This is a genomic window from Pseudomonas tehranensis (assembly GCF_014268615.1).
GTDB lineage: Bacteria > Pseudomonadota > Gammaproteobacteria > Pseudomonadales > Pseudomonadaceae > Aquipseudomonas > Aquipseudomonas tehranensis.
Genome location: NZ_JABWQV010000256.1, coordinates 1 through 6,797, shown reverse-complemented (window position 1 = coordinate 6,797; position 6,797 = coordinate 1). Strand labels below are relative to the sequence as shown.

Annotated in this window: 6 protein-coding genes; 1 reads left to right on the top strand and 5 read right to left on the bottom strand. The window is 63.3% G+C overall.

The annotated features are described in order from the left end of the window. Positions 1–45 precede the first annotated feature (45 nt). The 5 genes from HU811_RS23345 to HU811_RS23325 all read right to left on the bottom strand — a co-directional run bounded on the left by HU811_RS23345 (position 46) and on the right by HU811_RS23325 (position 4,355). The gene (locus HU811_RS23345) at positions 46–1,302 is read right to left on the bottom strand and encodes an NAD(P)/FAD-dependent oxidoreductase (protein ID WP_186658340.1); all 1,257 of its coding nucleotides are present in this window, start codon (positions 1,300–1,302) and stop codon (positions 46–48) included. Beyond that, on the bottom strand, positions 1,299–1,535 hold the full coding sequence (locus HU811_RS23340; protein ID WP_186658339.1) for a 2Fe-2S iron-sulfur cluster-binding protein: 237 nt from the start codon (positions 1,533–1,535) through the stop codon (positions 1,299–1,301). The genes HU811_RS23345 and HU811_RS23340 overlap by 4 nt, the downstream gene beginning before the upstream one ends. Further along, entirely contained in the window at positions 1,528–2,643 is a 1,116-nt protein-coding gene (locus HU811_RS23335) for an NAD(P)/FAD-dependent oxidoreductase (RefSeq protein WP_186658338.1), read from the bottom strand. The genes HU811_RS23340 and HU811_RS23335 overlap by 8 nt, the downstream gene beginning before the upstream one ends. Beyond that, the gene (locus HU811_RS23330; protein ID WP_186658337.1) at positions 2,640–3,572 is read right to left on the bottom strand and encodes a 4-hydroxyproline epimerase; all 933 of its coding nucleotides are present in this window, start codon (positions 3,570–3,572) and stop codon (positions 2,640–2,642) included. Before HU811_RS23330 ends, HU811_RS23335 begins: the two co-directional genes overlap by 4 nt. Before the next feature lie 111 nt (positions 3,573–3,683). Then, positions 3,684–4,355 carry a GntR family transcriptional regulator gene (locus HU811_RS23325; RefSeq protein ID WP_092398701.1) on the bottom strand — a complete coding sequence of 224 codons (672 nt, stop codon included), beginning with the start codon at positions 4,353–4,355 and terminating at the stop codon, positions 3,684–3,686. Positions 4,356–4,587: 232 nt separating this feature from the next. On the opposite strand from HU811_RS23325, the gene HU811_RS23320 reads away from it, so the two are divergent. Next, on the top strand, positions 4,588–6,738 hold the full coding sequence (locus HU811_RS23320) for a TonB-dependent siderophore receptor (protein WP_186658336.1): 2,151 nt from the start codon (positions 4,588–4,590) through the stop codon (positions 6,736–6,738). The last annotated feature ends 59 nt before the right edge of the window (positions 6,739–6,797 follow it).

The following is a 6,797-nucleotide window of genomic DNA, read 5'->3' as shown; positions in this document are numbered from 1 at the left end:
GCTTTCGCGAGCAAGCCCGCTCCCACAAAAAAATATGCACCGGGCTCAAGTGGGCGGGGTTTCTTCCAGGTGCAGTAAAGTCTCGATCCGCGCCGGGCTGAAGGGCGGGCGCGGTGTGGGCGAGGGCCAGCCGAACAGATGTTCCAGCGCAGCACCGCAAACCCGCCCCTGACAGGCACCCATGCCACACCGGCTCGCCAGTTTCGCTGCGCGCCAGTCCGGCTGGCCGACCAATTCGCCATAGGGCACGTCTTCGCAGCGGCACACCAGCGTGTCGTCCCGAGCGAGGGTCTTGAGTCGCTGGTCCAAGGCGAAGGCCTTGTTCAAAGCCCGGGCGAAACCTTGCCAGCGTGCCCGGCGAGGCCACAAGCGTTGGGCGGCGACGCTATTGCCGACGGCGCTGTGCCCGGCGATGGCGCCTTCCACCAGCGCCAGTTCGCTGCCACCGAACCCGGTGCATTCGCCGGCGGCGTAATGGTCGTGGCGGGTGGTCGCTTGCCAGGCGTCAACAGCCAGCGCCTGGCCTTCAAGGCCGCAGCCCAGGGCCTGGCCGAGCTGAGTATTGGGAATGAGCCCGAAACCACAAGCAAGACGGTCACAGGCCAGTTCAAGTGTCTCGCCCCGGTGTAGCAAGCGCACGCCCTCAAGCCGCTCGCGACCCAGGGCCTCCAGCACATGAGTGCCGGTGCAGTAGTTCGGATCGAAAAGGCTCAATGACTGCAAAAATTTGCCCGGCCAGCGTGGCAGTTGCGCGGCGAAACCAGCGACGGCGCCGCGACTGGCCTGCTCGGCGATCCGCAGTACCTGCGCCCCTTGATGTTTGGCGGTGGCGGCGCTGGCCAGCAGCAACGGGCCGCTGCCGGCGATCACCAGCCGTTCGCCGCGCACGGGCAGGCCACTCTTGATCAATGCTTGTAAACCACCAACAGCGGTCACCCCCGGCAACGTCCAGCCGGGGAAGGGCAGCAGCAGTTCGCGCGCGCCGGTGCACAGGATCAAGCGCTGGTAGGTGATCTGCCAGCCGCGTTCGGCATCTTCCACCAGCAGGGTTTTATCCGCGGCACAGGCGATGACGCGGGTGCCGGCGTGGCAGCGCACATTGGCGCAGGCCTGTAATGAGTTGCGCAGACGTCGGGCCTCGGCCGGGAGGTGAGCCTGGGGGCCGTCGCGCCAGATCTGCCCGCCCGGCCATGGATTATCGTCCAGCAGCACAATGCGCATACCGCTGCTTGCCGCGGCCAGGGCGGCGGCCATGCCGGCGGGGCCGGCGCCAATGATCAACAGGTCGGTGGTTTCGTTCATGGCCGTGTTTGCACCTGCATGCCATCGCGGCACAGCGTCTGGCAGGCCAGGCGTCGATGGCCATCGATCATCACCCGGCATTCCTGGCAGATGCCCATGCCGCACAGAGGCGCGCGGCGCTGGCCGCTGACCGAAGTGCGGCTGCAACCGTCCGCGCCCAAGGCCAACGCCGCCGCAACGCTGGTGCCGTTGGCGACCGATAAGGGGCGGCCGTCGAGGAGTAATTCAGGCATGGGCCGGTTCTCCGAGGAAACGCTGGGGCAGGTAAGCTTGAGGGGCTAGCGGCGAGGTTTCATTGAACAGTTGCGCGACCAGCAAGTCAGCCGTTGCGGGTGCCGTTGTGACACCGAGGCCTTCGTGACCCACCGCCAGCCACAGGCCAGGGCGCTGCGGATGTTGCCCCACCAGCGGCAGGCCGTCGGGGCTGGCGGCGCGAAAACCGGTCCAGGCGCGGATGCCGTTGAGGTGTGCCAGGCCTGGCATGTAGTCGACAGCACGCTTGAGCATCTTTGCCAGCATCCAGCCCTCCACCTGCGGGTCGACGGTGCCGAACTGTCGCGAGGCACCGATGAACAGCTGCCCGGTCGGACGCGGTTGGATATTGCATGCCACCGATGGACCGCTGGCGTTGTGAGCACTGGTGACATACCCCAGCTCCACCAGGGTGTGGGAGACGGTGGCGGGGTAACGATCGGTGATCAACAAATGGCCCTTCTTGGCTTCGATCGGCAACTCCGGGCACAGCTCGGTGGCCTGGATGCCATTGGCGAGAATCACCGCTTCGGCGTTCAGCCAGCGACCATCCTCAAGACGCACCCGATGGCCGTCCACTTCAACGACCTGGGCGCGTTGCTGATCAATATTGGCCTCGTCCAGCATCCAGCGCGCGGCGGCCGGCGCATACAGGATCCCGTCGCCCTTGATCAGCAGGCCGCCCTCCAGACCTTCGCGCAGTTGCGGCTCACGCTGCTGCAGGGCAGTACGACCGATCAGCTCGCAGTCTTCGCCATGGGCCAGCAGATTCAGGTACTTGCTATGGGCAACGGCCATTTCCTCGGCATTGGCCGCCAGCCACAGGGTGCCGTTGTTGCGCCACGCGCAGGCGTCGGGCAGGGTCGGTGCCAACTGGCGCCAGCGCTGCAGGGAATATTGACTGAGGGCCAGTTCCGCCGGGTTGTCGTCCAGCACCAGCAAGTGGCCCATGCCGGCGGCCGTGGCGCCGTGCCAACCGGCATCGAGTACCAGGACCTTCAAGCCCCGCCGGGCCAACGTCCGGGCGCAGGCGGCGCCGATGATGCCGGCACCGATGATGATCACATCGGCGACGTGGCCGGGGTTCACGGGACGATGCCCCAGGCGAAAGGATCATCCGGCTCAATGACCAGCGTGGTTTCGGCGCTGATATAGGCGCGGCCGCGAATGGTCGGCACGATGCGCTCGCCGTCGAACTCATAGGAGCCTTCGAATTCGCTGCCAATGACACTGGCCTGGCGCCAGATCTGCCCGGGTTGCAGTTTGCCGTCCGCAGCCAGGCACGCCAGTTTGGCGCTGGTGCCGGTGCCGCATGGGGAGCGGTCATACGCCTTGCCAGGGCAGAGCACGAAGTTGCGGCTGTCGGCTTGCGGGTCATCGGCAAACAGTTCGATGTGATCGATCAGGCCACCGTCCTCACCCCGCAGACCTTGCTGTTCCAAGGCCTGCTGCACGGCGTAGGTGTAGGCGGTCAACGCGTCGAGGTTGTCGCCCGCCACGCGCTGGCCATGGTCAGCGATCAGGAAAAACCAGTTGCCGCCCCAGGCCACATCGCCCACCACCGGGCCGATACCGGGCACCTCCAGGCTCAGCGCCTTGCGGTAACGGTAGGCCAGTACATTGCGTACGCTGACCGAACGGTCCTCATGCAAGGTCGCTTGCACCGTGCCCACCGGGGTTTCAACGGTGTGCACGCCAGGGCCGATCTTGCCCAGGTGTGCCAGCGACGTCACCAGGCCGATGGTGCCGTGGCCACACATGCCCAGGTAGCCGCTGTTGTTGAAGAAGATCACCCCGGCACAGGCGCTCGGATCCTGCGGCTCACAGAGCAATGCCCCCACCAGCACATCGCTGCCGCGCGGTTCCAGCACGCAGGCGGTGCGCCAGGCGTCGTGTTGTGTCGCCAGACGCTGGCGGCGCTCGGCCATACTGCCTTGGCCCAGATCCGGAAAACCGTCGGTGACCAGACGGGTCGGTTCGCCGCCGGTATGGGAGTCGATCACGGTGATGCGTTTCATGGGAGGCCACGTCCGTTCAGGTGAGTGAACGCAAGCGTGGCCCGTGCAGGCGGCTGGCGGCTTGATGGATTTAGCCTGTGCTCATGACGAAATCGGCACAGTCCGGATTCATCAGTGACTGGCAGGCAAAAACTCGAACAGCGTCCGGCACACGCCGGCGATATGTTCATCGAGTAACTTCACTGCCCGCTCAACATCACCCGCGCGGCAGGCTTTGATGATTTCCCGGTGCTCGTGATCGGCGCGGTCCTTGCCGGCGGACAGGCTCATTTGCATGCGCAAATAGCGTTCCAGCTTGTCGTGGACCGAACGGATCAGACCCACCAGAAAGGGCCGTTGCGCCGGCTCGTAGAGGCAGGCATGTAACTGCCAGTTGAGCTCGGCCCAACGGCCCACGTCGTCCTCACCGATGAACTCCTGGCAGATGCCTTCGGCGCGAGCAAACGTTTCTTCGGTCATGTGGGGAATTGCCAGGCGCAGCACTTTGTCTTCCAGCAGCATCCGCACCTCGAACATCTGCGCCAGCTCCGCCTCGGAAATGCGTGTGACCATCGCCCCGCGATTGCGCTGGAACATCACCAGCCCCTCGGCTTCCAGGCGCTTGAGGGCTTCGCGCACGGGAATTTTGCTGACGTTGAACTGCCGCGCGATGTCGTCCTGGCGAATCGGCTCGTCCTCGGCAAAATGCCCGGCCACGATGGCTTCGCGCAGATGACGGGTGATGATTTCCGAAGTGGAAGGGGTGTTGCCCAGATCAGGCAGATTGAACTTGGATAAGGTCACGGCGGCGATCGTTTGGCTTGTTTGGGGATATGGTATACGACTTTGCCCGCTGCCGTGTCGAGCTGTCCCCGGCATGACCTGCGGTGCCCGTTGGCACATTGTTCTGCAAGGGTATTTTATAGAAGGTATGAATAGGAATTTATATCAAACAAGAATGAGTTGCTGTATCTTTCACGACACATTTTGGTCGGCCTCAGGGGGGCTGACGTACTTTCATTAGGATTGTGCATCGATGCGTCGGATTCTCGTTTCACTGTGTGTGCTCCAGGCTTATTCCGTATCCACGTGGGCAGACGAGCCCATGGCCGCAACCTCCACGCCATTGGAACTGCAAGCCACGGACATCGTGGGTCTTTCGGATATCGAGTCCGCGCAGGGGCCCGTCAAGGGATATCACGCGACCCGTTCGGCCAGCGCGACACGTACCGACACCGCGATCCATGAAACCCCACAGTCCATTTCCGTGGTTTCGCGCGACGTGGTGGAAGACCTCAGCGCCACCCGCCTGCAAGACGCACTCGATTACGCCGGCGGGGTTGGCAGGGCGAACAACTTCGGCGGCCAGGGCCTGACCACGTTCACGGTCCGTGGCTTTACCACGGGCGAGTTCTATCGCAACGGTTTCCCGATCAACCGCGGTTACCCGAACATGCCTGATGCCAACACCATCGAGCGCCTGGAAGTGCTGCGCGGCCCGGCGACGATGCTGTACGGTCGCGGCGATCCAGGCGGCACTTTCAACGTGGTGTCCAAGCAACCATTGGCCGAACGCACGGTGACCCTGGGCAGTCAGGTCAGCGACCAAGGCATGCGTCGCGGCACCCTGGATGCCTCAGGCCCGCTGGACGAAGAAGGGCGCCTGGCTTATCGCCTGAACGTGATCGGCGAGGGCGGCGATACGTTCCGCGACCACGTCGAGACCGAACGCTACGGCATTGCGCCGGTGGTGACCTGGCAGGTCAACGACACCACGCGCCTGACCTTCGAAGGCGACTTCATGCGCAACAATGCGCCGCTGGACCGTGGCCTGACCCATTACGCCGGCCAGCGCGGCACCGCCTCGCGCGATACGTTCTTCGGCGAAAAAGACGCCGGCAAGTTGCACAACGACAACAACATGCTCCAGGTGCGCTTCGAGCACATGCTCAACGACGACTGGACCCTGGCCGGTGGGACCCAGTGGCTGGACGGCACGTTGCAGGGCAACGCCGTGGAAGGCAACAGCATCGGCGCCGATGGGCGCACGCTGAGTCGTAACTTCAACTATCGCAAACTGGAATGGACTGACCGGGACACGCAACTCAATCTCACCGGGCATTTTTCCACGGGCGGGTTCGAGCACACGCTGTTGACCGGCATCGAGTACGAAGACTACGACTACCAGTCGATCATCAAGCGATCCTCCGGCGCCGTCGGTGCCTACCCGATCGATATCTTCGATCCGGTGTATGGCCAGCCACGCCCGGCGTTGACGCGCACCCCCACCGATGATCAGGAAAACCTCAAGACTTTCGGCGTGTTCATTCAGGACCAAGTGGCGCTTACCGAACGTTTGAAGGTGCTGGCGGGGGCGCGTTTCGAGCGCTTTGAGCATGAATACGAGACCTTCGTCCCTGTACCCCCACCCCAGCAGCCGGGCAGCAGAAACTGGGACATCAGCCACAACGCCGTCACCCCACGCCTGGGAGTGATCTACGACCTGACCGACACGGTGGCTGTCTACGCCAACACCGCCCGCTCGTTCAAACCCAACAACGGTGCCAGTCGCGGAGGCGGCGGGTTCAAGCCGGAAGAGGGCAAGTCTTATGAGATGGGGGTCAAGTGGGAAGCCTTGGACCGTCAGTTGAGTGTCGATGCGGCGGTGTACCAGATCGAAAAGCGTAATGTGCTCACCACTGATCCAGTGGATTCCGCCTTCAGCGTGGCCGCTGGCGAAGTGCGCAGCCGTGGTTTTGACCTGAATGTGGCAGGCAATTTGACGCCGGAGTGGCGCGTGATTGGTGGTTACGCGTATGTGGATGCCGAAGTGACCAAGGACATCAATATCCCGTCCGGTACCCGCTTGCTCAACGTACCCAAAAACACCTTCAGCCTGTTGAACGTCTATGAGTTCCAGGATGGCGGCCTCAAAGGGCTGGGCCTGGGACTAGGCGCCAAGTATGTGGATGAACGGGCCGGCCAGACGGCGGCCAATGCATTCTCCATGGACAGCTACACCGTGGTGGACTTGCTCGGTTACTACAAGGTCAACGAGCGGATCCGCCTCAACCTGGACCTGAAGAATCTGTTCGACGCCGACTACGAAGAAGGCGCTTTCGGCAACGTCTATGCCTACCCAGGCGCACCGCGAACCGTGCAGGCTGGCATCTCCTACACGCTCTAAGTTCTGTGCTTCATGAAAACCCCGCAGGTTCTGCCTGCGGGGGTTTTCTTTTTCACCAC